Origin of the sequence: Pseudomonas sp. Irchel 3A5 (genome assembly GCF_900187575.1) — a bacterium.
Lineage (GTDB): Bacteria > Pseudomonadota > Gammaproteobacteria > Pseudomonadales > Pseudomonadaceae > Aquipseudomonas > Aquipseudomonas folii.
The window spans coordinates 94,212-119,045 of record NZ_FYDU01000005.1 but is presented as its reverse complement, the minus strand read 5'-3'; the positions used below and the strand labels follow the sequence as shown (position 1 = coordinate 119,045).

General features: G+C 54.8%; 21 protein-coding genes and 1 pseudogene. 15 read left to right on the top strand and 7 right to left on the bottom strand.

Going from position 1 to position 24,834, the window contains the following annotated elements:
• The first annotated feature begins 14 nt into the window (after positions 1-14).
• Positions 15-1,013: an XVIPCD domain-containing protein gene (locus tag CKW31_RS09600; RefSeq protein WP_095094109.1), complete on the top strand. Its 999-nt coding sequence runs from the start codon at positions 15-17 to the stop codon at positions 1,011-1,013.
• 70 nt (positions 1,014-1,083) lie between these two features.
• On the opposite strand, the gene CKW31_RS09595 is transcribed toward CKW31_RS09600, so the two are convergent.
• On the bottom strand, positions 1,084-1,734 hold the full coding sequence (locus CKW31_RS09595) for a LysR substrate-binding domain-containing protein (protein WP_095094108.1): 651 nt from the start codon (positions 1,732-1,734) through the stop codon (positions 1,084-1,086).
• Between the two features lie 102 nt (positions 1,735-1,836).
• Here CKW31_RS09595 and CKW31_RS09590 point away from each other — a divergent pair, with 102 nt between their 5' ends.
• Entirely contained in the window at positions 1,837-2,130 is a 294-nt protein-coding gene (locus CKW31_RS09590) for a helix-turn-helix domain-containing protein (protein ID WP_032699438.1), read from the top strand.
• A 27-nt stretch (positions 2,131-2,157) separates the two neighbouring features.
• Here the strand turns inward: CKW31_RS09590 and CKW31_RS09585 are convergent, their stop codons facing one another.
• The 5 genes from CKW31_RS09585 to CKW31_RS09565 all read right to left on the bottom strand — a co-directional run bounded on the left by CKW31_RS09585 (position 2,158) and on the right by CKW31_RS09565 (position 11,673).
• A complete protein-coding gene (locus tag CKW31_RS09585) occupies positions 2,158-3,042 on the bottom strand; it encodes a LysR family transcriptional regulator (protein WP_095094107.1) in 885 nt (294 codons plus the stop codon).
• A 428-nt stretch (positions 3,043-3,470) separates the two neighbouring features.
• Positions 3,471-4,268 (bottom strand): hypothetical protein, encoded by a 798-nt coding sequence (locus CKW31_RS09580; RefSeq protein WP_053329467.1) that lies wholly within the window; start codon positions 4,266-4,268, stop codon positions 3,471-3,473.
• A gap of 289 nt (positions 4,269-4,557) precedes the next feature.
• Positions 4,558-6,270, bottom strand: coding sequence for a UvrD-helicase domain-containing protein (locus tag CKW31_RS09575; RefSeq protein WP_095094106.1), 1,713 nt, complete (start codon positions 6,268-6,270; stop codon positions 4,558-4,560).
• On the bottom strand, positions 6,267-8,147 hold the full coding sequence (locus CKW31_RS09570; RefSeq protein WP_078566018.1) for an ATP-dependent endonuclease: 1,881 nt from the start codon (positions 8,145-8,147) through the stop codon (positions 6,267-6,269). Before CKW31_RS09570 ends, CKW31_RS09575 begins: the two co-directional genes overlap by 4 nt.
• A gap of 262 nt (positions 8,148-8,409) precedes the next feature.
• Positions 8,410-11,673 (bottom strand): ATP-binding protein, encoded by a 3,264-nt coding sequence (locus CKW31_RS09565; RefSeq protein WP_095094105.1) that lies wholly within the window; start codon positions 11,671-11,673, stop codon positions 8,410-8,412.
• A 60-nt stretch (positions 11,674-11,733) separates the two neighbouring features.
• Here CKW31_RS09565 and CKW31_RS09560 point away from each other — a divergent pair.
• Positions 11,734-11,954, top strand: a pseudogene (locus CKW31_RS09560) (transposase); the annotation flags it as partial.
• A 179-nt stretch (positions 11,955-12,133) separates the two neighbouring features.
• On the opposite strand, the gene CKW31_RS29815 reads toward CKW31_RS09560, so the two are convergent.
• Entirely contained in the window at positions 12,134-12,454 is a 321-nt protein-coding gene (locus CKW31_RS29815) for a hypothetical protein (protein WP_053051518.1), read from the bottom strand.
• Between the two features lie 405 nt (positions 12,455-12,859).
• On the opposite strand from CKW31_RS29815, the gene CKW31_RS09550 reads away from it, so the two are divergent.
• The 12 genes from CKW31_RS09550 to CKW31_RS09490 all read left to right on the top strand — a co-directional run bounded on the left by CKW31_RS09550 (position 12,860) and on the right by CKW31_RS09490 (position 24,816).
• Complete coding sequence (locus CKW31_RS09550; RefSeq protein ID WP_095094104.1) at positions 12,860-14,407, top strand: MASE1 domain-containing protein; 1,548 nt, start codon at positions 12,860-12,862, stop codon at positions 14,405-14,407.
• 894 nt (positions 14,408-15,301) lie between these two features.
• Positions 15,302-16,075 (top strand): hypothetical protein, encoded by a 774-nt coding sequence (locus CKW31_RS09540; protein ID WP_011348366.1) that lies wholly within the window; start codon positions 15,302-15,304, stop codon positions 16,073-16,075.
• A gap of 31 nt (positions 16,076-16,106) precedes the next feature.
• Positions 16,107-17,243: a type IV secretion system protein gene (locus CKW31_RS09535; protein WP_095094103.1), complete on the top strand. Its 1,137-nt coding sequence runs from the start codon at positions 16,107-16,109 to the stop codon at positions 17,241-17,243.
• A 14-nt stretch (positions 17,244-17,257) separates the two neighbouring features.
• Positions 17,258-17,806, top strand: coding sequence for a DUF4189 domain-containing protein (locus tag CKW31_RS30320; RefSeq protein WP_371856712.1), 549 nt, complete (start codon positions 17,258-17,260; stop codon positions 17,804-17,806).
• A gap of 362 nt (positions 17,807-18,168) precedes the next feature.
• The gene (locus CKW31_RS09525) at positions 18,169-18,699 is read left to right on the top strand and encodes a hypothetical protein (protein WP_095094101.1); all 531 of its coding nucleotides are present in this window, start codon (positions 18,169-18,171) and stop codon (positions 18,697-18,699) included.
• Positions 18,700-18,764: 65 nt separating this feature from the next.
• On the top strand, positions 18,765-19,355 hold the full coding sequence (locus CKW31_RS09520) for a hypothetical protein (RefSeq protein ID WP_095094100.1): 591 nt from the start codon (positions 18,765-18,767) through the stop codon (positions 19,353-19,355).
• On the top strand, positions 19,352-20,722 hold the full coding sequence (locus CKW31_RS09515) for a DUF6792 domain-containing protein (RefSeq protein ID WP_095094099.1): 1,371 nt from the start codon (positions 19,352-19,354) through the stop codon (positions 20,720-20,722). The genes CKW31_RS09520 and CKW31_RS09515 overlap by 4 nt, the downstream gene beginning before the upstream one ends.
• Before the next feature lie 211 nt (positions 20,723-20,933).
• On the top strand, positions 20,934-21,452 hold the full coding sequence (locus tag CKW31_RS30315; RefSeq protein ID WP_095094098.1) for a DUF4189 domain-containing protein: 519 nt from the start codon (positions 20,934-20,936) through the stop codon (positions 21,450-21,452).
• Positions 21,453-21,528: 76 nt separating this feature from the next.
• Complete coding sequence (locus CKW31_RS09505) at positions 21,529-22,059, top strand: hypothetical protein (protein ID WP_095094097.1); 531 nt, start codon at positions 21,529-21,531, stop codon at positions 22,057-22,059.
• A 65-nt stretch (positions 22,060-22,124) separates the two neighbouring features.
• A complete protein-coding gene (locus CKW31_RS09500) occupies positions 22,125-22,715 on the top strand; it encodes a hypothetical protein (RefSeq protein WP_218192144.1) in 591 nt (196 codons plus the stop codon).
• Positions 22,712-24,094: a hypothetical protein gene (locus tag CKW31_RS09495; RefSeq protein ID WP_095094095.1), complete on the top strand. Its 1,383-nt coding sequence runs from the start codon at positions 22,712-22,714 to the stop codon at positions 24,092-24,094. The genes CKW31_RS09500 and CKW31_RS09495 overlap by 4 nt, the downstream gene beginning before the upstream one ends.
• Before the next feature lie 191 nt (positions 24,095-24,285).
• On the top strand, positions 24,286-24,816 hold the full coding sequence (locus CKW31_RS09490) for a DUF4189 domain-containing protein (protein WP_218192143.1): 531 nt from the start codon (positions 24,286-24,288) through the stop codon (positions 24,814-24,816).
• The last annotated feature ends 18 nt before the right edge of the window (positions 24,817-24,834 follow it).

Below are 24,834 nucleotides of genomic sequence, written 5' to 3'. Positions count from 1 at the left end.
GGACTGTAAAGAGCATGCCCAGTTATGCAATTGAAGCAAGATCATTCAAAATTCTCGGTGTCGCTGGACACGATTTTTGGGTTTTACGCGACGAGCAGGGTACAGCTCTGGCCGAGTTGCATGGTCTAGCTACTGATCGAGAGACCGGCACAGCACTGTTGGTAGGTACCGATGAAACCAAGCATTCGCTGCGTGCGTGGCACTTCCCGCACGATGCAGCCTATGCAGCTTCAGTGGGCGTCAAAGTCACTTCAACCAGTTACATTGATGATAGCCAGCAATCAAACACCATTGCCATGGGTGACAAGGATGAGATCCTGGCGCGTTGGAACACCGCAGTCAAAGCGATGCCGGAGCTCAACGCACTGGACCTGAACTATCCCGACTATGGCTTCAAGGTTTTTGGTGACACCGTTAATAGCAATTCCGCCTTCCGAACCTTTGGCGAATTGATGAGTTTACCGGTTGAGGGTTTCCCTGGCAGGATCGAGCCGGGCCTTGGCAACCGTATGCTGCAGCAGGAACGTATAGAGGAACTGCGCTACCGCGAGCAACCAACTGAGGATCGGGAGCCAGAGCGTAAGCCAGCTAACGACCCTGCAGGTTATGATCATCCGGATCACGCGTTGATGCAGCAGATACGCAAGAAGATCGAGGAACTAAACGGTTCCGGCCACTTGCATGCAGCAGACAATGACCGCATCAGCGCCAGTGTTTACGCGCTCGCCAAGCAAAACAATTTCAGTAGTGTTGACGAAATTGCACTGAGCAAGCAGACCAATGCCGCAGCGGCTGGCGAAAAAATCTTCATTCTGCAGGGCGCTTCAGACAATCCTGCAACCCTGCGCGCGTACATGCCGACTCAGGAGGCGATACAAACGCCAGTTGAGCAATCTTTCGAAAAGGTGCGAAAACTGCAAAGCAGTGAGTCGGTAACGGAGCGCGCGCAGCAGCCTCCACACCAGATTCCGGAGCAAGAAGCTCGGCAGCGGCCGACTGTGCCCTCTCTGTAGACTCTTTTTTGCCGATAGCAGCGATGCACGACAACGCCATAAACGGTGTATCAAAATCCCGCTCCAGTTTTCACCTGAAACGCTTGTTTTCCGTGGATTTCGCTACCCGTGACGCTCGCTCGACAAACCTTTCAACTGCAGGTGATAGAGCATTTGCCGATCGAAAAAGACAGGTGTAAACCCATCGAGGAGTGCCTAGGATCTGACGCATGACGATACCTCGATTGCGGGCACTGAATATGTAGCTCTGCGGCGCAATACCGATGCCATAGCCAGCCGCAACGAGTACCGTCAGAAGATCGAAGGATGTGACTGCAATGCGGCATAGATGAGCGCTTCCATCATCCGTTTCTGCCTCCGTATCAAGCCCTTCAACACAAGGATCCGGATGCCAACAAATCAGGGGGTAACTGAGTGATACCTTTAATGAAATAGCATGCTGTGCCAGCAGTGGGGACCGAGCAGGCAAAGCGATGGCTAATCGGTCGCGCCACAGTGGTAGGACGGCTAGGGCATCGGTGGCTACCGGCCAACCGATGCCTAGATCGTGGGTTCCTCCGAGGATGCTAGTCGTGAGCACGTCCTGGGTGACCTCTTGCAATAGCACAGGTGTTTCAGGCTCTTCTGTTCGCTGAAGCGCAAGGAGATCAGCCAACTCTGGGGACAGCACTGCTGGAGCGGCGGCAACTCTGATCAATCGCGAGCAATAATTCTGGTTCATGGTCTGCCCCTCCGGACTATGTAAGGGAAAAGTCACCAAACATCATGGAAAGAGTTAAGTTTAACGTGGTTTAGTTAAGCTTAATGCGTGACGCTTTTGCCGATGCAGAAGCGCACAATGAAACCAGGACGCCCAATGGGCGCCACCACCTATGAAGCTGAGCCGGCGATTGCGTTCGGGAAGGCTGTACGTGCCGCACGGACTGCGCGCGACATATCTCAAGAAGAGCTGGCAACCCTCGCCGGCATTGAGCGCTCTCACATGGGAAAGATCGAGCGGGGGCAACACATGCCTACACTAGCGTTGATTTTGCGGGTATCCATCGCATTGAACGACAGTGCAGCCAACCTGATGACTGCTACTGAAAGCATTCTGTACGCTGACTCAGAAGGGTGAAGTGTTCGATTTGATTGCAGCGATTATCTAATTTCTATCTTTCAAACGTGTTGTGAAGCGATCCACAGAGATTGAAGGCGCAGCACTGGCAGCTTTCAGCATGTACGTCGTAATCACCGCTGATTGATTTGCCAATGGACGGATGACGATATCAGAATGCTTGCACGGTTCCAGCTTCGCGCCAGATGCGAGGCCAATCCCGTAACCAGCCGCAACGAGAGCTAGCATAACGTCGAGCGAAGCTGCGCGCTCGATGACGTTCGGTTTCTCATCCAAGCCTCGCAACAGCTTGGTAAAGGCCTTATCGTAGCCCTCATAGGCTTGGTGGTTCCACATGATCAATGGGGCGCGGAGAAGTTCTTCGATAGGCACTTCTTTGAAGGCGAGTAGCGGATGACGGGCTGGTATTACTGCAACCATTCTTGCATGCCAAACGGGTTCAGCAACAATTCCATCGCCAACCTCTTCTGTGTGTGTGAACCCAATGGTGAAGTCTCCCGACCTTAGTCCATGGAGGAGCTCAGAGAGCGTGACTTCTGTGAGGCGAATTTCAACATCAGGCTCCTCCTCGCGACAACGTGCAAGAAGATCAGATAATCTGGAATCGATCGCTCCGTCAGATACTGCAATCCGCATACTTACCCGGAAGCCCGCGGAAACCGCCTTCACGTTTTCTCGGGCTTGATCCAAAGTAGTAAATAAACGGCGCACGTCTAGAAGAAATACTTTGCCGGCGTCGGTCAGCCGTGTCCCTCTTCGATCACGGTTGAACAGTAAAGCGCCCAAATCGTCTTCCAGTTCCTTGATAGTCCTGGATAAAGGAGATTGTTCGATATGGAGGCGTTCAGCTGCTCTTGTGAAGTGCAGTTCCTCGGCCAATACCACAAAGCAGCGCAGATGTCGCAGCTCCATCCGCAAGACTCCTTAACAGTCACAATCATCTGTGCCAAAAGCAGAGAGCTAGGCTGCTCCAGTTGCTGGCTCGTATAATCGCGTAGGTTAGCGATAATTTTCCTGACGCAATTCATGATATGTCGACGAGATGCGCATCAACTCAAAATAGGATATCTAGTATAAATATCGTTTGATATGCTGGCGCTGAGCAATCAGATAAATCGGTATGCAGACCGCTTAGCCCTAATTTTTAAAACCACTCACTGTCCCGAACTGAATTGCTTGATTAACATAGAGGGCTTGACTCAGGCTGCCCATAGCACATCCGTACTATTGAAACCAGAAAATCAGGTGGCTATGCTTTCAAAGATCACGAGTTAAAAAAGCCACTTCATTACATTTAAGAAAACAGCTTAGTTAAAATTTATTAAAACAGCCTTTACTTTTTATTGTGTTGTCTGAGCTACGCTGCTCTGACGCTCTCTTGCCAAATCGTGTTCTTTCGCGTGACGAATAACCAGCTCCAGCAGAGCTATCACCTGATCGGGGCGTTCACGTCGACCGGTCGCATAGAAAGCGATCAGATAAAAACAACAGGCCAGGATCAAGGGCGTCCACAGCATGAAACTACTGTCTTGCTTGGCTAGGATAGTGACAGAGGTAGCGGCAGCTGCAAAAGCTGGGAAGATGCCGATTTTTCGAATATCACCGACCAGAAGCGAGACTCGTCCGTCAACAGTACTCCAGCGATGCTTATATTGTAGCAATCCATATTCGAGGGTTATTTTGTCAAATTCAGCTAGCCTTCCGAGAAACTGAGCGTCGTCCAAAAGATCGCTTTCCAACCGTCTCAATATAAGTGCAAAGCTTTTTCTACGATGTTGCCGAATGAATTGATAGAGCCCAATGCTGATAGTGGCAAAGTAAAGGAGTGAGATAACGATGAGAATCCCATTCGTAACATGCAATACACCGATCATCTTAACGACCGGCGCACCCGGCCCGTAACGATACCAACCTGCAAAACATAGAAACACAAGAATCGTGATCACGAAACTGATCATCAGCCAGTTTTCGATTTTCTTCAGCCATTCAGATGGCAACGAGGCAAGTTTCTTATCCTCGGCAAGAGTCATCTCTTCAAGTAACTCATACAGTGCAGCAAGTTCTTCGTTTCGTGGCGCCATGATCACACCGTAAAAAGTGAGTAATAGTGCATAATTCAACCAGTTGGGGAACTGCATTCCACTTGACCACCCGTTTGCATTGCCACTGACCAGTCATTTGCATTCGACGTGACCACGCGTTGCACGAGACTTGACCGGCGCACTGCATGCCCTCGACCGGCTGGAGTCTACCCGAAGCAGGCCTTCGTTAAGAGCTGCTAACGGCCCAAAGCGGACTTAACGTGAACCATTCTTTGCCAGCAATTTTGGGACTGAGGAGCTCTTTACCTCTGCAGATAGGCGCGCCTACGACCGCTCAGCTGCGGCCGGATTAGCAGGGAGAGGTGTAAGCAGCGGAGGTCTTGATTCACAGTAAAGGGCAGGGATCGCGCTTCGGAGTCACAATGGTGGTCCGACGTATCGCCCGAGTCACGCCCACCCGCAGTACTAAAAGATCCTGGGCGCAGATTTTTGGATCCTGCGGGGCTTTGGCAATGCGCTGGTAAAGGCCGTCGTAGATGATGACCTCATCGAACTCCTTCCCTTTAGACTTATGTAGCGTCATCAGATGGATGCCACGCCAGTCCTTCTGAGCTGCAGCGAAATGCTCCTGCATCAAGGCACTTCGGACTGCCTCTTCAGCCCCCATGTACTCTCCCTGGGCGCGCCACAACGCACCCAAATTGGTTCGCAATACTGAGCCTCGGTGCAGCAGTCGTAGGTAGCGAGCATCTGTTGCTACCTGCTTCAAGGCTTCCGCAGTGGACGATGCCAACAGGCCGCGCAGGTGTAACCAGTCTTCCGCAGGGTCGCCCGTTAATTGCAGTTGCCGCCGCAATTCTGAGATGCGCTGAACTTCGCTGACAATCAACAGGCGCTTGGAGCCGCGGATCTTTCCCGAGGAGAGGAACCCGCTAAGCGCACCCGCCAGGTCAAGCTCGGTCTGTGGGGTAGACCTGCCCCCGCGCCGCCCGCGAATGTGCGAGTGAAGTGCGCCGAGCATGCGGCTCGCAACATCGCCAGCGGTACCTCCCGCCAGTAACGTGGCGATAACGCCAGCGGCTAAAGCCGGCGGTTCAGCATCCATTGCGACGTCGTGATTTAGTGCTGGCAGACCATCAGCTGCAGAAGAAAGGTAGTCAGAAAACTCGAGCATCAGCCGCCTGGATGGCACCAGGATCGCGATCGATTTGTCAGGTACTTTTTTGAGGCGATCCAACGCCGAGAACACCGCGGCCTTGGCGGTGAAGTGCAGGCTCTTGCCATACATGAAGTCGTAACGCGTGATTTTGACCTGCTGGTAGGCCTTGCCCTTGTTTGCGCCAGTGAGCAGGTCATTCCCATAGGCCGTGATATCGGTACCGCTGCTGCGATGATTTTCACCCGCGAAATCGAAATGGGCGGCGCCGAAGTTCTCCAGAAAGTCTCCCACCCGCCTGGGATCAGCACCTCGAAACTCATAGATCCGCTGTTCGGGGTCGGCCAGTGCAATGAGGCGACTGCGCTTTCCAAGCTGCTGGATCAGCGCCCATTCATCACTGTTTGTATCTTGAAACTCGTCGAGGATGATGATGGGATAGGTGTCGGAGAAGATGGCGCTTAACCGATCACTGCGGCTCAGCAGTTCGCTGGCCAAGCTTGCGAACAAGTCGAAATGCAGGCGGCCCTCCTGTTCGAAAAGGCGTCGCTTCTCATTTTCGTGCTGGGCCTTATCGATATCTGCCAAATGCGCTGCTGCTTCGGGCGGTGGCAGAAGCTGCAGGTTCGGTCTGCCATTCAATAGATAGGCATGGCTTCGGAGAATGCTCCATGCGAAACCGTGGTACGTGCTGACCTCTAGTTGCTTCAGATCCTCGCGAGAGATCAGCTCAGAAGCCTTTTCGATGATGCGCGCTACGGTCGGTCTGGCGAAGCTCAAGAATAGGACCTTCTGGCCTGGCTTGAGTATTCCTGAACGAATCTCATTGCGAGCTTTGACCAGCGCGACGTGTGTTTTTCCGGCACCAGGGCCACCTAGCGCCAGGGCGTGCCTGGCGCACTCCAAAAAGTCGCGCTTTTGATCGCTCCACACTTTCGTCATGCCAGAGGCTGGGGCGGGGACGGTTGGAACTTCCCATAGGCGGGTGCCAATGGCGGCGACTCGGCTGCCGCCTCTGGGAGAGGGGGCACGCCGGCTAGCTGGGGAGGTAGTGGAGGCAGCGCAGGCAGCGGAGGTGGCTCAATGAAGTTCTTGATGGCTGCCAGCGTGGTTCTCACGTATTCAGGCATGTCACTGGCGGTTGGGCAGGAGGCGAGCAAGTCGCCGGCGTCGCCACCACCCTTGGCCCAGCTGAAATAGCTCGACAGAGCCGCCTGCAGATCGGCCAGCGGCGTTGCGGGCGTTGGCGTCCATGCCGCGAGATGCTGCGGCCAATCGCCGCCAGCAACTACAGCAGCAGCATAACTGCGGAGTGCGACCTCAGACACGCCATACAACACAAGGTTTTCGAAGCCCTTAGTCGCGGACTCATAGGCATGATCGACCGAGGCAGTGATGGTTGCGAGCGCCTCATGTGATTGCTTGTCGAACACCGCGAACACGATCTTGCCGAGAGACCGGAAAAATGCACCCAGAGGAGCGACATTGGTCTCGCCGCGAGCATCGACGATAGCCACTCCAAGGTTTTCGAGAGATTTGAAACGCGTGGGATCCAGCTCGGCAAGCCGGCGGGCGGCGGCAGGCAATGCGTCGAACTCCGTACGGCCCTCAAGCACAAGTACGTAGCGGGCAAGTAGAGCTTCGCAGAACCGAGCTTTAAACTCTGTGCGATAAGCCTTGGGCTTGACTGCTGGTGGGTATGTTGCAGGAACTCCGGTCATAACACCGGCCGTGCGCTTGAGAACCACCACCTGGACAGGATCGAACTCCTCCAGCACGTAGGGTGAGTGGGATGTGAAGATGGCCTGTGCCGACTTCTGGCGTAGCGAATTGATAATTCGTTTCTGGGTGTGTGGCGGAAGCGCGATCTCTGGCTCTTCCATCGCGAAGATCACGCTTTGCTTGAGTTCGGCGATGATAGACAGCAGAGCCAATACCAGCGTGTTAATCGTGCCAGTGCCTTGGTGCTGATATGGGGCGGAATAGACGGAGCCGTCCGGCCTTTTCGCGCCAGTGCCCATGAAGACAGTCAGGGTTCGACGGAGCATGTCGCGGGTGAGGTCCGAAACCCGCATGTGGGGTTGCTCTGCCCAGTCGGATGGTACGTAGTGCCGTACTGCATCCTGGACTGCGACAAGTAACTCGCCGATATCCTCGGTCTCTCCAACTGGCAATGCCCTCAGTTGGTCGAGCAAGTCTTCCCACATTGTCAGTCGTGTCTCCTTCAGCCGAAGGATTACGTCCAACAAAGAGCCTCGCTCTAGGCTGAGTGCGCGGGCGCCGGTACGTAGGGTGCGAAGATAAAGAAAACCGCACTTTCGTTTGTCGGGCGCAGAGAACCGCAGGTAGGAGCCATCCGGCATTTCGGGAGTGGCGTAAAAGGTATCGCCAGCGAAGTCGTCCTCTTCTACGTCATACCAGCCGTTGAAAAAGACGCGTATTGCTGCGCCAACATGGGGCGCGTCTGTTCCCTCTGGGGGAGCCCCTACAAGCAATGTCTTGGCCTGTGAATCCCACCACTCGATATGGTCGCGGAAATGCCGCAGCTGCTCATCGGAGAGTCCAGCGACAACAACCTCGATCTGGATCGGGACGACCTCGTTCTTGGCCGGATCTACATACGTACCTGCATAGAAATCGTGCTCATCAATTACAGGACGGCGACTCAGGCGCTCCGGGCCAAGTACCAGATCCACCGCCTCCAGCAATGTGGACTTGCCGGCGTTGTTGTCACCAATAAAAGCAGTGTGTCCATTGAGATGGACCTCACCGTAGGCGATGCCTCTGAAGTTCCGGACGCGAACACGCACAAGATGCACTTCGACCCTCCTTGACTAGCGGAAACCAATCTACTGATCCTAGTACCTCATGGTAGGTGCGATTCGACTGTATCGCCACTTGAGAGCTTCTTCGGGTCGATTCGCGTACCGCGCGCGCAACCACGGGCCGCTACTGGCCGATTTCTGCCGGTCAGGGTCGGCCAGCGGACTGGTCAAATCTGATGCCAACGACTGGTCAAGTCCATGCAATTACTCACAGTAAAGCGAAAAGTCCACCCCGCTATGCTGCTGTGAAAGCCCATTACTCGTGGGACCGAATATCCTGAGTCGGTAGCAGATCCATGACATCACAAAACAATCGCCGATGTTTCCAGTCATTCCTGTCGCCAACCACATAGAGGCGCCGCTTGGCGCGCGTCGCCGCCACGTTCAGCAGGTTTGGTTCCGAAACAGCCCAGTTGCGAGCGCCAGATCCTGCCGTGTTGCCCCCCAGTACGACTATGACGACCGATGCCTCTTTGCCCTGCATAGTGTGGATGGTGCCGGACACCATCTTGCCAGGGAGCATGCGCTTGAGGTTCTGCTGCACAGCCTTGAAAGGAGTGATGACCGAAATATCTTTCGCCTCTACGCCATCGCCCTGTAGCCGCTTGAGCAGGTCTCGTAGGACTTGGCCTTCTGCAGGCACCCAATTTCCTTCGGATGTACCACTGATATGGATCCACCCTGTCGGCAGACTGGCGCGGGTTTCTTTGTCGGCGCGCGGCGCGATCGTTCCATACACCATCGCTCCGTCGTAGGCGATACGGTTGGCGAGTGCATACATGGGCCTGTCGCAGCGGCGATGCACGACCAGTGGCAATCCTATCCAAGTTTTGCCACCGGCAGGCCCAGCCATGCGGCCCCAAGGGGTGGCTTCGTCGGCCAGTACCTGTGCAGATTTTTGGTTGGGAATCCAGTGCACATCAACGCCGTAACGTGTACGCATGCGTTCTAGCACTGCATCGGAGACGGTGACTATGGGCTTGAGTTGCAGAGGGTCTCCAACCAGCAACGCACGCCTGGACCGCCATAGCGCACCTACTGCAGCTTGAGGAGCGGCCTGACCAGCCTCATCCACGAGTAACCAGCCAATTTCACTTGCGCCCAATGAGCCAAACGAACGAGCGAATGATGCAAAAGTGCTGCTCAACACTGGAACGACCATGAACAAAGAAGCCCATGCCGAACGGATTGCGTCGCGCGACATCCCTTGAAAGCGTGAGCCACCCAACATCCCGTTAATCATGAACAAATTAGAGCGCAGTCTTGAAGCTTCCAGCTCGAAAAACGTCCGGTGGAGCTTCAATGCCTGGATGAAAACCCGCGCCCGAGCCTTCCGCCAGCCTTCAATGCGCCAGGGCTCGGCCAGTTCAATGACATCCCCACGCCCGATGGCATTGTCTTTCAACCAAGCGAGCAGATGGTCAGCCTGATGAGTGGTTGCGAGTTCAAAGGCATCGCTCGTAAGCGTTTTGTCCTGCTGCTGCGATCCCTGAAGCACTCGACGCGCTTCAGCGATTTTTCCTTCCACCTGGGCCTTTTCGCTATCGAGTTGTAGAGTGAGGCGCGTGATCCGCGCGAACTCAGCCTTAGCGATGTCATGCTGGCTTTCTAGCAGTGCCCGAGCGGTACTCCAATCGCGTCGAGCATTTCCGAGACTGAATAAATTTGACCAGAAACCGGGCTTTTTTGGCAGCTTCTCAAGCGCGTCAATACACTTCTTGAGCGCCATGTTGGCAGGGCCACCTTCCTCGTTATCCAAGCGCGAGAGTTTATTTGCTACCTCAATCAGCGACTGTTCGAATGCTCGGAGTTTTTCGGAGTCTTCGGCAATCGTCTTCCTGATTTTGAGAATAGCCAAGATCAGCTCACGAATTCGACCGGCGTCATTGCATGCTTTGCGTTCTTCCGCCTTGACGGCCTCGTAATCAGAGACAGCTTGCTGCCACAACGCTTGACGTTGCTCTGGGGAGCGGACCGCATTCGCTTCTGCACTCACATTGAGCCAGCCCCAAAAACCCTTCGGGCCCTTGTCCTCCTCGGGTGGTGCATCTTCGTTCTGGTTCTCGCTATCGTCAGCGTGTTCCGTCTCAGCAGAGGGAGTCGAAAAGAGTGCCTCCACAATGTTGTCGACTTCCTCATCAGGCTCTACCTCAGTCTCGTCTTCTACCTCCGCAGCAGCCTTGTCTTCGCTACCAAACGGGAGCTGACCATAGAAGTAACGATCGACGAACTTGTTGCGTCGTGCCTTGCTCCCCAATGCCCCAGAAATCAATCCCCACGCAGGTTTGCCCGAGACCAGCTCCCCCAGCTCGGCGAAGTACTCTGCTTCTGGCAACCAGCTTTCATCAATCTTGTCTCGCTGAGGCAGTTCGAGCGTGACATTTTCCACTGCACCGTTGTTGGATGAAGCGACCACGATTTCAAAGCCATAAAGTGCAGGATTGAGCTTGTAACTGTATTGCTGCTTACCACCGTCGTTGGCAGCTTCGCGTCCATCGCTCGCGAATGCATCTGATGCGCGACGTAGCTTGGCAAGCGTATCGGCGCGGCTGGTAATAATCGCTGCGATCAGGTCGCGCAATAGCGTCGTTTTGCCCGTACCAGGTGGGCCGTTGACGCCAAGCAGCCCGTGACCATCGGCAAGAGTGGACTGGATTGTGTTGACTGCTAGCTGTTGGGAATGTACTAGGCCCAAATGGTGTTCTGTAGGCCAACAGCTACTGGCATACGCATCCGGCATCAGTCGTCCCATCAATGGCAGCGACGCACGCTGATCGTCCATATGCAGGCGAGGCTTTGGATCGTGATGACGCAGGTACTGATCCAGTGGTTCGCTTTTCACCCCTCTGGAGATCGCATCGGCGACATCTGCAAGATCGTCCAGCAAAAAGCTGTTCAGCGGATCGTCTTCCGACTCGGGTTTGTCGGGCTTGATTGGTTGTGAGCGAAAGCGAAAACGATGGTGGTCCATCTCACCAAAAAAGCACCCCAACCCCAGGAACTGGAGGGTCCAGTGAGTCAGTTCGCGCAAGCCGGCGCTTGATACCTCACCCTCGAACAGAGTGTTAGCGTGCTCCCTGACTGTCTTTTGGTCAGTCTCGAACCCTCTAGTCCAATCTTTGCCGGTCAACACCCGCCCAAGAAACCACGCTTCGCTTGATAGAACGAAACTGTCATCGACCAGTCGCCCTCCCGCCGTAAATTTTGCCGCAAACACGGCTGACTCGCGAAACTTGGGTTCCTGGTAGCCCTGATCGGCGCCATACATCGCATCCAGCTTCTCGGCAACCAGACGACTGTCGTAAAGATGAGCATAGAGCGTGTGGCTCCATATGCGCTTCTTGGGCAGCTCCTGCTTACTGACGATACTTTCCGGGGTCCACGGAAGCAGCGGGCGCTGAATTGGCGTGTCATGGATAAACGCTTCGTATCGATTACTGCGTTTTTTCAGCTTGGGTGCTGATTGCGGTTGCAACAACTCGACCGCGTGCCAGTACCGGACGATGCTTTCTTGATCCATCAAAATGACTTCCCCTAGAGCGGGTTATGAACTTTGCCCTTGTCACACTAACGTATACGGATGAAGCCTCTTAAGCCTCATCCAACCGACATTTCCGAAGAAGAATGGGCCTTTGCTGCGCCGTATTTGACACTAATGGATGCGCAGGCGCCACAGCGTAAGTAAGCGCTACGCGCGATGTTCAACGCACTGCGCTGGATCGCACGGGCCGGCGCACCATAGTGATTTCTTCCCAACGATTTCCGCCTTGGAAGGCGGTGTATCAGCAACCTCAAAGTTGGCTGCAGAGTTCACTGTCCTGCGGGCGAACATACAAAGGTTGCGTGTTCACTTCCCACTGGCCGATGCGTAGGAACCCAATCGCACAGAAAGGCAATGCGCGATCCACATCGCGAACAGGAGCGTGGTGGTATTCCCGCAAAGTCTCAGAAGCATGTTTCTGAGTCAGCAGGCGTGCCCGTCAAGGTCTATAGCCCCACTTCGCGATGATGGCTTCCAAGATGGCTTGATTCGGTGCAGTCGCGCCTGGACATGTCGTCAGATATACCCGGCGTGCCGCCGCCGTGGCCGGCGGGTTGAAGGCCGGGCTCCATACCTGGATGGCGTGGAAGGTTGCGATCGGCGCTGCACATTCAGGAGACGGAGTGCCGAAGCCGGACATGCTGGACATGCAAAGAAAGACCGAGCAAGGATCAGGCGCCTGGGCGCGAGCTGGGGCGCTCAGGCCAAGGCCTAAAGCCGCAGCCAGTGCGAAAGTGGCGGCAGTGGTGCGTGGCTTCATGATGAATACCTCCCTGGTAGTGGTTGAAATGACGTGCTCGCTCTGACGTGGTGAATGATGGCACGCTTTGACTTGGCTGGGACGCCGTGTCTGGCGGCAGCGCTCTGTCCAAGCGTGCCACGGTGTCGTCCCTGTCACCGAAGAGCACACTGCTCATCGCGTGACCAAGCCGAACTGCATTCCAGGCTTTCGCCAACTCACCGCTCCCGCCACGACCTATGTCCATCGGATCAACCTGAGGGGTCCTGAAATATTTTTGCAGCTGGCTCTCCAACACACCTGACGCGCATCTGTGGCGTACCCGTTTCACAGGGGCTGTAGGGGCATGTACCGGTCTTGGTCACCCACACCGTTACGGCTTCCGCTCAGGTATGCTCTGGCGTCGTCAAAACTCAAGGTATTCCCATGGAAGGGCTGAAAAGTGTGACGCAGGGCCTGTTAACCGCTACGGCCTACTGCTTGGCGTTTCAACTGTCTTGGCACTGCTCACTGGATCAGTGGTACCTGCCAGCTGGCCTTCGGATCGCAGCGTTGCTGCTCGCCCCTTCTCGCTTACTGCCCTGGATACTGTTGGGCGATGTCGCGGCGTTGCTGATGATTCGGGTTCCCGCGATCAGCAGTGTCGGTGTCAATCCTACCTGGGCCTACGCAAGCCCTTGGATCCTGGTCCCGGCCATTGCTCTGGTCCCTATCGCTATTCGGGCAAGGTATGGGGCAGTACATCGTGCAGGAGCGTCACTGATCCCGATGCTTCTGGTCACGGCAGTCTGGGGCGCGCTCTGCACTCTGGGGACCAACATCATGCTCGATGGACCTTCGTCGGCAATCAGCGGCGTCAAGTTCGCCCGTTTCGCTGTAGGTGACTACCTCGGAATGTTGATGGTGGTCCTGCCGGTGCTTCTATGGATGCGCCGCCACGACGAAGAGACGCCCAGCCGCCTGACGCCTCATTGCGCACTGGCGGTTCTGGCGACTGCATTGATCTTTGCATTAGCAACACTGCCGCAAAGCAATGTTGCACGGTTGGGCTTAATGTCGTTGCTGATCGTTCCTGCCGTTCTACTCACCTGGCTGCATGGCTGGCGGGGCGCGGCCATCGGCGTTGTGCTGGCGAATACCGCTCTGGCATTTTCACTGCGAAATACGGGTGTGCTGGGGGCCTATGACTCAATAGGCTTTGTTGTGCAGGTGATGCTCGCAACAACGGCTACGGGACTATTCGTGCTGGGCGCGCGTATCTCCAGCACCCTTGCCGAAGTGCGCCTGCGTCTGCGAGGTGAGCAACAGGCATTGGATACGGCAAAACTGAGCTACCTATGGGCTGAGCGGGAATTGCGCGAGCACGTGATCGAGTACGTCGACATCGAGGTACAGATGAACCGACTACGCCGCGACATCGAAAGTCATCTCAAGTCACGCGGACAACATGAAGCCGCCATGCGGATGATTCGTACGGGCTCTATCCAATCGAAGATGCTGCACGAGTACATCAATGCTTTGTACCCGCTGGAGATCGAGACGCATGGGCTCTATCACGTTTTCCGTTCGCCAGGCTTCGCCAGTTCCAGTCACACAGAAATCCACCCAGTCATGCTTCGCGGCAATCCCATGCAATTGTCTGTTGGGCTGCAGCTTGCCGTCTACAGATGCACCCAGCAGGCGATTGCCTGTCTGCCTCCAGCAAGGCGTCATACCATCAAGGCCAGGGTCGGAAAACTGCGCGGGCTCCAGGGCATTGCTGTATCTATTTACGGGGATAAGCCAGAGAGCAAGCCTGCCAGTCGGACCACTCTTGAGAACACAGCAGAGTTGTCCAGCAGGGTGCGCTCGTATGGTGGCACCTGCCGGCGCCACCATACGGGCAAGATCAGCTTCTTTGTTTCCGAACCAACAGGGACACGATCAATTTTTAGGTACGATGAGCCAGCTGTTACCACGCGGGAGTATCTGTAGCAGCACCGTCATACCATCTCCTTCATATACGACTGTACCGCTCGGGCGTGAACCCGCAGCCAGGATCGTGGTGCGGTCTGCATCGATACCAACCGGCATGACCCAACGGGTACCGTCGATCCACCCGATTGCAGTTCGGACATCGCCACTAGGGCCATTGACTTGCAGGTAGCGGATCCCATCTCGCTCGAACGTATATACGTGCAAGGTGCTGACAGCCGAGAGATCAGTAGCAGAGGGACGACTGGCCCCCAGCCCTGTTGTTGCTGCAGCGGGGCTATGACCGACATCCGGACAGCATGCCGCCGCACTGTATGACAGTGCCAGTCCTAGCAGTCCCACAGCCACTTTTGCCGTACGTTGGAAGTTACGCATCACATGTCCTTTCCCCTCGAAGAGGGAGTGCTCGCCTGCGGTCCAGGCAGCTGCGACGGTACGCGATCCAGAGCTTTCCTCGGTTGACAAATATCGTGCGGACTCGACCGGGCACGCCATTGCAGAGGGTGGGGAATTGCCGTTTCCGGATGTCAGATTTTTCCTACCCAGGCAACCTTGTCCCTTGAGGTGGCGGCCGCTAGACGATGAGAGGACGGTCTGGAGGGGGAGCAGGTAGTAGCAATCTGCCTTGACCTATGCCAGAGTTCGACCCAACCTGCCTCAATAGCACATAAGGATAATGGCCCTAGCAGGCGCTCATCTCCGCACCCCCGGCGGCGTCTTTCTCGTCGCTGTGCCTGTGTCTGAACAAAATTCTCTCGCTTCATGATTGCGTTACGCGCTTGACTCCCCACCACCTGCCTGGGCTGCCTATCGCCTTCCGGGCTGTGCCCTCTATATCCCTCGTTTTGCTATCCCCGCCATCCATCTGCACCAACAAGACCGACGAGTCCCGCCATGAATGACCGCTCACGCCGCTCACGCCTTTCATTTTCACGTCTCGCCGCAGGCTTGTTGCTTGCGGCCGGTCTTAGTGTTGGGCCCGCGAATGCAGTGGGAGTGATTGTCAATGACCCAACGTCGATGGCGAAAGCCTTACAGGAGTACGCAGAGCAGGCTAAGCGATGGACCGAGACCCTCAAGCAGTATCAGCAGCAACTGGATCACTATCAGCAGCAGCTCATCAAGCTTCAGCGGTTGAACCTAGGGACCTCCACCATGGCTGACAACTTTGCCGAACGTCCAGAAGACTATGGCCTGGAAGACGACTGTCCTGGTGCCCCAAAGACTGGCCTCGCAGGGGTGCTCCAGCAATTCAAGTCTCTCGCCCCCAACATGAAAGGAAATATGGTGGAGGAGCAAATGAAGGTATGCACACGCATGGTGCTGGCAAAAAATGCCAAGTACAACGAGTCGGTACGCATGCTCAAGCGCCTTATAGAACGCAACAACCAGTTTAAAGCGATTGAGGCGCAGCGCGACCGAGGTGGCACCAGCCAAGGGGCGCTTGCTGCCAACGATAACGAAGTTCAGCGTTTCGTAGCACAAAACGCCATGGACCTGGACTACTGGCAGGCCCAGATGACGGCATATGACAGCTATATCGTCGGGCTCAAGGAAGACCAGTCGCGATTGGCCAGAAAAGCTTTGGATGGCGACCAAAACAGCTGGCTCAAACCGCTGGGACAGCTCGTGCAGGCCGCAACGCTGAAAGCCGCGTTATCCAATTGATCGCTACACCACGACAGACAGGCAGAAGGTAATGGACGCAATTCTCCACGGAGCGATGAACTGGTTGCAGCCTTTGGCGGATATCGGCCTCGGTGAGTTCGTTTTCTTCAAACTGGTCAACGACTACTTCAGCAATGAGATTCAAGAGTTCGGCTTGGAGTTGATGGGCCGCACTATGAAGTGGGTCAGCACCATCGCGCTGACGGTGACTACGCTCTGGGTGCTGATCGTGGGGTACCGCATCGCCACCGGTCAATCGCGCGAGAGCGCGATGGTCACCGTGGTCAAGGCCGCCAAGATCGTGTTCATCGTTATGATCGCAACGTCCTTCGGACTTAACGGCGGCGCACTCCATCAAACCATGACCCAGAATCTGGACAAAGAGATTCATGGCCTGTTTACGGGTGATGAAGACAGCACCGCCTCCGATGCGATCGACGAAAATCTCGCCTACACGCAGGTGGCGCTGACCGCGCTGGATGCGGTGCGCGTCGACCCAACCGATCCGGAGGCAATAGAGAAGAAAGGCCGCGCTGTATTGATGGCGGGCTTCGGCACCGCCAGTCCGCCGATGGCGGCTGGAGCGATGCTGCTGTTGTTCAAGTTCACTATGGCGTTCCTGATCGGGATCGGGCCAATCTTCATCTTGGCACTGATCTTCGACCAGACCAAAGACCTGTTCAAGAAGTGGTTGTTCTACGTGATCGGCACGCTGTTCTCGATGGCAATGCTGTCGGTGGTCACGGCGATGGTGCTGAAATTCACAGCAAAAGTGGCCGCGGCCTACTGGGCTGCCCAACTCATCACATTGGGCAATGCGGAAGGACTGTCTAGCCAAGCCCTGCAGCAGGGCGGTATAGGCCTGATCATGACCGGGTTGATCATCAGCGTGCCAACGTTGGCGGCCGCAATTTGGCAGGGGAATATGGGGACGTTCATGGCATATTCCGCTTTTGATCGTGGCGGCGCGGCAAGTCCTGGGCCGCAGGGGCAGCCTGCGGGGTCGTATATGCCGCAGCGAACCGCTCCCAGCTCTGACAGGGCGGACGATAGTATTCAGAGGACAACTAGCGCAGTAACCAGAACGATTGCTGGCGCAGATTCCACTGAGACAGCCGCTATCGGCTCACGCGGATTGGCTGGACAAAATCCTCGGAATCAAGTTTAGTTATCCAAATCGATATGCCTGAAAGCGGTTTAGATAAATATATGAAAAATAATTTCTTGGTGGCTTTTGCGCTTTTGATGGGGGTTGCCAGCCATAACGCTCATGCCGAGCAAGGGTGTCCACCAGGGCAATATCCAATTGGTGGGCAGGGTGTCGCTGCCTGTGCGCCTATCCCCCAAGACAACCCTACCCAGCAAGCGCCTCGCCCGAGTGGGAAATGGCTAAAAACTTGGGGGGCTATAGCAAGCGACGGTGGTGACAACTTGGGGGTCTCGAAGGGAAAGCTTAAGAAGACAGAGGCTCAAGAGGAAGCATTAGAAAAGTGTAAATCCGCAAGCGGAAAAGAGTGCACAATCGATTTCACATATGAAAATCAATGTGCATCCATTGCTGAGCCATATCTTGGTGAGAGAGCTGTAACAGGAATGCTTGCATATGCCAGAGGGCCGTCTAAAGAAGTTGCGAGTAGTGATGTGATATCGCGATGCCTAAAAGACAATAAAGGGTCTGAGTGCAGAGTTATATATACTGCGTGCTCTGAGCCTATTTTCAAGCCATATTAAATAAGTCAACTTTTACAAAAATTATATCTATACAGAAATGCAGACTGCTTGCGGCTTTCCTATTATATGCCATGGCCATCCAGTCACAGACCTAGAACGGCAGCGTCTATGAATTCACTCCCCATTACAAACAACAACTCATTCACCTTTTACACAGTTTATTTTCCAACGGATTGCTGGCTGCCGGTAAATCCTGCAACGGGCACTTAAATTGTGACCTATCCTAAATGTTTTAACCCCGTCTAGGCACAGATGTTTGCACGCGTGTGCTCAAAAGCGTTTACTTCAGGCATCCCTCAAAGCCGTCCCGTGCCCCTGACCACGTTCGCCGTTAGTTCACTATAGCTCGTAGGAACGATGTAATGGATAGCGTGTCTCCATCACAAAACTCACATTGGTACCAGTCACCCAAGGGCGTTCGAAGCTTGTTGACTATCCTGCTGATGTCAACCTTACTGACCTCGAGCTTGGTTGTCCTGGCCTATCGAACGTCATTTACGGTCCTGCTGGACCTTGCACAGTATGCGGCCACCATCTGTGCTGTATTGCACTTCGCTGTAGTGTCGATGCTGCTGGGGCTCATTGCAGGTGCTTTGACAGTTTGGAAAAAGCTGCAAGCAGAGGAAAAACATACCGAAGAACTGAAACAGCTTCGCCAGGTTATTGTCAGTGCGACTGCAATGACACTGCTAATGTTCATGCTTGCAGTAGCTGCGGCCTGCGTCCCCTTTGTGATGGATGTAATGAGGGAGATTCCAGAGTTCGGTGTAGTCTTCGCGATCATGCTCATTGCCTTGTTGATACATCGTGTCAACATCAACCGCATCTGTGGACGACTAGCGAACTCCATTGCAGCCGCACAGCGTTCTGCAAAGCGTACGATGGCGGCATGAAAAGGAAGCTGGAAATTAAAACTGCTTGCTCTCTTGTCTTGGTTTTCTTAGCAGGATGCAACCCCATGAATGCTGGCTCTGAAAGACACGGTACTGACGCGACCACCACCGACGGCGATCCGGTCTACCGCAAGAACCCGCATCCAACACAGGCATACCAGATCACGATGACCATCGAGGATGCGCCGGGACCGTTTGAGTGGGTATCGGGAACTGCGTTCTATGAGATGACGAATCGCGATGCGTGCACACCCATTGATCGCTCATTGGGCATGTCCACAAAGCAGAAAGAAGATGGGATTCCCATCAATTTCGAAAAGGTCAACGACGCCACATACGTGGCGAAGATTTATGCCGATGGCATGATCGATGCTGACTACTACGGCAAGGGGATGTGCAGCTTTGAACTCAATGGAGTTGGCATCTCGCTGAAAGCAACCGGTAAGCACGAAGATACGCGCTTTCAGCCAGCGCTATTTAAGAGTGAAATTTATAGCTCAGTCCCCAAAGTTACTTACTTTTGGAAAGGACGCTATCCGAAAGAAGATATCGACAACTTCCCCGATGGCGGCCGCCTTGCTATCGATCAATTCAATGATAATGCTCGCAACAACATCTTCAAAGTCACCCTGACTACTGAAAAGGTGATCCCATGAGTCTTACGAGCCAGCAGTACGCCGCACTTTCGAGAGATTCATACGACAAACCAAACGAAGTCGGAGTGGACAGCGGCCCTGTAGACATCGGTGGAGTCTTTTATAAGCGTCTTGAGTACCGTGACAGCCCCTCAGGCTATCAAGGCGTCATCTACCAACGTGTCGATACGAACGAGCTCATCGTCGCCCATCGTGGGACCGAGACTGAGCGTGAGCTCAAGCAGGATGGTGTCTACACCGATGGCGGCATGGTCGCAGCACGTCACAACCGCCAAGCCGCCGAAGCAATTGAGTTGACCAGACATGCGTTGGTCTATGCACAAAAAATCGGTAAGGACGGCGAAGCACCAGACGTCACCGTCACCGGCCACTCCCTCGGCGGCAACCTGGCCCAAGTCACCGCCCACCACTTCGGGCTCAAGGGCGAGACCTTCAATGCCTACGGCGCGGTTAGTCTGGACCGGCGCGTTCCCGAGGGCGGCACCGATGTCATGAATCATATGATGGCCGGCGATGCGGTCAGTGCTGCCAGCAAGCATTACGGCCAGGTCAAGCTATACGCTACCCAGCAGGAGATTGCCACGCTGGAAAAGGCCGGTTACGCCAATGACCGCAGTGTTTTGGACGCTCGCAATCCAGCTGTCGTCAAACCGCTCGCCGACTCGCACCGCATGCACAACTTCCTGTCCGTGGATGCCAACGACGCCCCGGACCGCTCGGTGCTGGAAGACCCCAAGGCGCAGCAGTTAGCCCGTCAATACGCGCCGATGATCGACAAATACCGCGATGACGTGGAGGTGTTGCGTGGTGGCGTAACGCTTGGTGCACGCGGTGGTTATGGCATGGCCGTCGATGCCATCGACCGTTTACGCGGCCCCCTGGAAACCGGGGCCGGAACGACAGAGATGGCGGCGGCACGCTGGCAAGAAGTGCAACAGCACATGCAAAGCGAAAACGCCCCGACGTATGTCGCGCCCGGCTGGAAGATTCCTATGGGCTCATCCGGCAGCGAAGTGGATGCACCGGCAGCGCTGCGTGGTCCGTTCGGTGAGCCTGTATCCGCATCGGTTCCCAACGATCAGCTTTATCAGGCCATCCACAGCAAGCTCCCCGCCGGCACCTCGCCGGCCGAGGCCATGCACGCCACGGTCGAAGCCAAGCGCGTGGGTATCCTGAGTGTCGATCAGCTGCAAAGCGTGACCGCGCATCAGGACGCTGTGTGGATCGTCGGTCAAACCCCGGGCTTCCGAGTCAAGGTGGACTTGTCCGAGGCAGTGCCTCCGTTGCAGGAGAGCATCCGCCATTCGCAGGCGCTAGACGCGCAACGCGCCCAGCCGGACATGACCCCGCCGGCGCGGGTGCTGTAAAAAATAGTTCATAGAACACTATTACGTCAGACCTGGAATAGGCTAGCCGCGTGTACCTTAATCGGCTTCAAGCTCATGAGCCATGGCATGAATTAGTAACCACGATCACTTTATCAGTAACCACATTGCGGATCTGGACGAGACCGAGGTCTGTGTGTTAAAGAAGCCGATATACTTCAGATGAATTAATTTATATTTAGGTCATGCATCTATGAGGCTTTGTGTTCTTTTGGTTTTTCCAATTTTATATCTTCCTATTACTGCTTGGGCTCAAGGCTGTCCGCCAGGGCAGTATCAAATTGGTGGGCAAGGAGCTATCGCGTGTGCGCCTACTCCCCAAGGAAGCTCTCAAGAGACTGCACCAGCACCTCGGCCGCTGGGGAAATGGATCAAGACTTGGGGAGCAATCGCACACGATCCGATAAACGGAACCCTTGGTGTTGCAGTAGGTAAAATGTCTAAGCGTGAGGCGCAGGGAGACGCGCGAGCTAAATGCATTGAGGTTGGTGGAACTCAATGTAAGGACTGGGTCAACTACGAAAATCAGTGCGTCGCAATAGCGGGGCCTCAAAAGAATGGGGCTAACGTTTCAGGAAGTCTCCATTTCGCGCGAGGCCCATCAATTGATGATGTTCAACGAGATGCAGTGAATAGCTGCTCATCAGCAAGTAGCATGCAATGTGGAACTCTTTACTCCGCTTGCTCGGAGCCGATTTTTCAAAAATATTGACTTCGAAGTTAAAATCAAAAACGTTGCCCCTGATCACGTTCGCCGTTAGTTAAATAGAGCTCGTAGGAGCGATGTAATGGATAGCGTGTTTGCCTCCCCAAATGCACATTGGTACCGGTCACCCAAGGGCGTTCGGCGCGTGTTGACTATCCTGCTGATGTCAACCTTACTGACCGCAAGCTTGGTTGTTCTGGCCTATCGAACTTCGTTCTCGGTCCTGCTGGACCTTGCACAGTATGTGGCCACCATCTGTGCTGTATTGCACTTCGCTGTAGTGTCGATGCTGCTGAGTCTCATTGCAGGTGCTCTGAAAGTTTGGAAAAAGCTGCAAGCAAACGGGAAAAATACCCGTGAATTGAAACAGCTGCGTCGGGGCATCGTTAGTGCAACTGCAATGACGGGTTTGATGTTTCTGCTAGCAGTGGGAGCGGCGTGTGTCCCCGCAGTGATGAAGATAATCAGACAAATCCCAGAGTTCGGGGTGGTGTTCGCTCTTATGATCATTGCCTTGCTAATACATGGCATCAACATCAACCGCACCTGTCGACGACTGACCGACTCAGTAACGGCGGCGCAGCGTGCTGCACAACGCACGATGGCGGCATGAACGGGTATCTGAGGATCAAGATTGTCGGTTGGTTTTTTCTAGTTCTCTTAGCAGGATGCAACCCCATGAATGCTGGCTCTGAAAGACACGGTACTGACGCGACCACCACCGACGGCGATCCGGTCTACCGCAAGAACCCGCATCCGACACAGGCGTACCGGATCACGATGACCATCGAGGATGCGCCGGGGCCGTTTGAGTGGATATCAGGAACTGCGTTCTATGAAATGACCAACCACAAGCAATGCACGCCAATCGAGCCGATTGCAGGTGTCTGGAGCAAATCTAAAGAAGATGGAATACCCATCCATTTCAAGAAAATAAACGAATCTACATATGTGGCGACGATCTACGCAGATGGAATGGTGGATTCAGACTACTACGGCAAGGGCGTCTGCCAATGGGAGCTAACTAGCGCAGATGTTTCGTTAAGAGCTACGGGCAAGCAGGAAGAAACACGATTTCAGCCAGGGATTTATAAAGATAAATTGCTTAGTGGCGAGCCGGTGGTGACATATTTCTGGTCTGGCGGTTATCCGAAAGATGAAATGGATAACTATCCCGACTCTGGCCATTCGGACCCCACTCAGTTCAAAGAAAGTTTGCGCAACCAGTTGTTCAAAGTGACCCTGCTTTCCACCAAGGAAACGCCATGACTCTGACTGCGCAACAATATGCTGCTTTGGCGAGCGATGTTTATGACGAGCCACGCGAAACCGGTGAGAATAGTCGAACGGTAGATATCGGCGGTGCTCCATACAAGCGGCTCGAATACGTTGATAGGCCTTCTGGCTATCAGGGCATGATCTACAGGAGGGTCGAAACAGGCGAACTTGTTGTCGCCCATCGCGGCACCGAGTTTGAGCGGCAACTCCAGCAGGATGGTGTGTCCGCGGATGACGGAATGGTTGCAGCACGTCACAACAACCAGTCAGACGATGCAATTGAATTGACCCGCCATGCACTGGAGACAGCTGAGCGACTAGGCAAGCGTGACGGGCACAAACCCGACGTCTTTGTCACCGGCCATTCCCTGGGTGGCAACCTGGCCCAGGTCACCGCCCACCACTTTGGGCTCAGGGGCGAGACCTTCAACGCCTACGGCTCGGTGAGCCTGGATCGGCGCATCCCAGAGGGCGGCACCGACGTGATCAACCACGTGATGGCTGGCGATGCCGTCAGCGCTGCCAGCAAGCACTACGGCCAGGTCAAGGTGTATGCCACACCACAGGAGATTGCCACTCTGGAACAGACTGGTTACGCCAATACAACCAGTGTTCTCGATGCGCGCAATCCGTTTGTGGCTATCCCACTGGGCGATTCGCACCGCATCCACAATTTCCTGCCAGTGGACGGCAGCGGTAAGCCGGATAGCTCGGTGCTGGAAAACCCTAAAGCGCAGCAGTTGGCGCAACAGTATTCGCCGATGATCGACAAGTACCGCGACGACGTAGCGTCGATGCGCCTCGGTGCCACGCTCGGTACACGCAGCATGCAGGCAATGACCTTGGCCGATGGCATCGATCAGTTGCGCGGCACGCTCGCACCCGGCGCAGGGCGCGCGGACATGGCAGCGGCACGCTGGGAGGAGGTACAGCAGCGTATGCAGAGCGAGTATGCGCCGACATATGTCCCGCCAGGCTGGAAGATACCTTTGGGTCCATCTGGCGGCGAAGTGGGTGCTCCGGCAGCACCGCGTGGTCGGTTCGACGAGCCTGCATCTGCATCGGTTCCCGACGATCCGCTTTACCAAGCCATCCACAGCAAACTCCCCGCCGGCACCTCTCCAGCCGAAGCGATGCACGCCACTGTCGAGGCCAAACGCGTGGGTATCCTGCGTGTCGATCAGTTGCAAAGCGTGACCTCGCATCAGGACGCGGTTTGGATCGTTGGCCAGACACCGGGCTTCCGGGTCAAGGTGGATCTGTCCGAGACCGTGCCTCCACTGCAGGAAAGCATCCGCCAGTCACAGGCCTTGGATGCTCAGCTGTCCCAGCCGGACATCGCGCAGCAGTCGCCGATGCGGGCGCTGTAAAGATCATTTAATAGAGCGCTATCACGTCAGTCGTAATGAAACAGGGTAGCCGCGTGTTCGCCGTTTTCGGCTTCAAGCTCATCAGATTGGGTAACCTCCATCACTTTATCAGTAGCGTTACTGCAGATATGGACGAGACTGACGTTTGTGTGTTAATGAAACCGATGTACTTCAGATGAATTAATTTATATTTGGGTAATGCATCTATGAGGCTTTGTGTTCTTTTGGCTTTTCCAATTTTATATCTTCCTGTAATTGCTTGGGCTCAAGGCTGTCCGCCAGGCCAGTATCAAATTGGTGGGCAGGGAGCTATCGCATGTGCGCCTATTCCCCAAGGAAGCTCTCAAGAGACTGCACCAGCACCTCGCCCGCTGGGGAAATGGATTAAAACCTGGGGAGCTGTTGCACTCGATGGAGAGGGTACCGTAGGAGTTGACTACGGGAAACTTTCTAAGCGTGAAGCGCAGAAAGGCGCCATCGCTAGTTGTGTAAAAGCGGGTGGAAAGGAGTGCCGTGATTGGGCTACCTATCACAATCAATGCGCAGCTGTTGCAGAACCTTACAAGGATGGAAAATCTGTTGGTGGGAAGCTGCAGTTCGTAGGAAACGCGGAACTCGAAGAAGCTAAAGCTGACGCAGAAAAGAAGTGCACCGCCGCTAACAACAACTCATGCCGGGTAATTTACTCCAATTGTACCGAGCAGATTTTTGAAAAATTTTGAAATCCATTGGGTGGATCC